The sequence below is a fragment of the Bartonella sp. TT29SHDZB genome (assembly GCF_042193395.1).
GTDB lineage: Bacteria > Pseudomonadota > Alphaproteobacteria > Rhizobiales > Rhizobiaceae > Bartonella.
Genome location: NZ_JBHILQ010000110.1, coordinates 1 through 944, shown reverse-complemented (window position 1 = coordinate 944; position 944 = coordinate 1). Strand labels below are relative to the sequence as shown.

At 44.4% G+C, this 944-nt stretch carries 2 protein-coding genes; both read right to left on the bottom strand.

Going from position 1 to position 944, the window contains the following annotated elements:
- Nucleotides 1-241: 241 nt before the first annotated feature.
- Nucleotides 242-469, bottom strand: a complete 228-nt coding sequence (locus ACFIJJ_RS09875; protein WP_375612675.1) for a hypothetical protein — start codon at nucleotides 467-469, stop codon at nucleotides 242-244.
- The coding region (locus tag ACFIJJ_RS09870) for a lysozyme (RefSeq protein WP_375646819.1) at nucleotides 466-944 on the bottom strand (479 nt) is incomplete at its 5' end. The genes ACFIJJ_RS09875 and ACFIJJ_RS09870, both read right to left, overlap by 4 nt.

The following is a 944-nucleotide window of genomic DNA, read 5'->3' as shown; positions in this document are numbered from 1 at the left end:
TTCATGATGCGTGACATCATCTTTAAGCCTTGATAGGTCTCTATCATCTCGTGAAGGAGCTGTTGTTCTTTTTCTGTAAGATCTTTATCTTTGCTGCTTCGTTTCTTGACCATCTTTCCAACCACATAAATGGGCTCCCTGCTTGTTATGCTTCAAAATATCTCTTGCAAGGTTGGAACTGATGACCGCAACATCCTGATTATCCAAATAAATGGGCAACCAGCCACCACAAGAAACAGACCTATTTGCCGCGCACCCAACGAGAAAGTTCAGAGCGCACACCAGCATCACTTTTTTGATTAACTTCATTTTCTACCTCAAGCCGCGTTGTTGCTGTCTTTAAAGCATTCTCTGTTTGCTTTTGCCGTTCGCTTTGCTTGCCAAGCTGAAACGCCTTGGCTAAAGCCATAAAAAAAACGGCTAAAGCCGCTGTAAACATCAGAGAATATTTCTTTAGCCAAAAAATCATAAGCGTTGCTCCCGAAACCGCTTGGCGACAATCACTATGCCCGTTACAGCCGCTAAAACCATCATGCCTGCTAATGCCCATTGCACCGGTCCATTGCCTGCTAACAAGCCGCCAAAACCAGAACAAGACCCTATAATCGGGGCAAGTGCTTCTATTTTAAGAAGTCCGGTTGCCGTTTTCGTTTCTACCCTTTGATAATTCGAAGAGACATAAGACCCTTTTGCCCATAATCCTGCTTCTGCTGCTCGACGGTTGGCTAAACCAGCAAGAGGCTTCCCACCCACCTTATTCCATTTCTGTAACTCTAAGGGTACGGCTTCATAATCCCCTTGATTAAGCTTCTTCAACAAGGTTGACTTGCAAAAAGCAGCGGTTCCTACATTATAGCAAAACGAGACCAATGCCGCGAATTGGCAATCCGTTAACGAAACCGTAACCGATTCTTCTACCGTCTTCTCAAATTGCTTTAAGTCTT

Coding starts and splice junctions, on each gene's coding strand:
- ACFIJJ_RS09875 (WP_375612675.1), bottom strand. CDS start 469: ATGATTTTTTGGCTAAAGAAATATTCTCTGATGTTTACAGCGGCTTTA.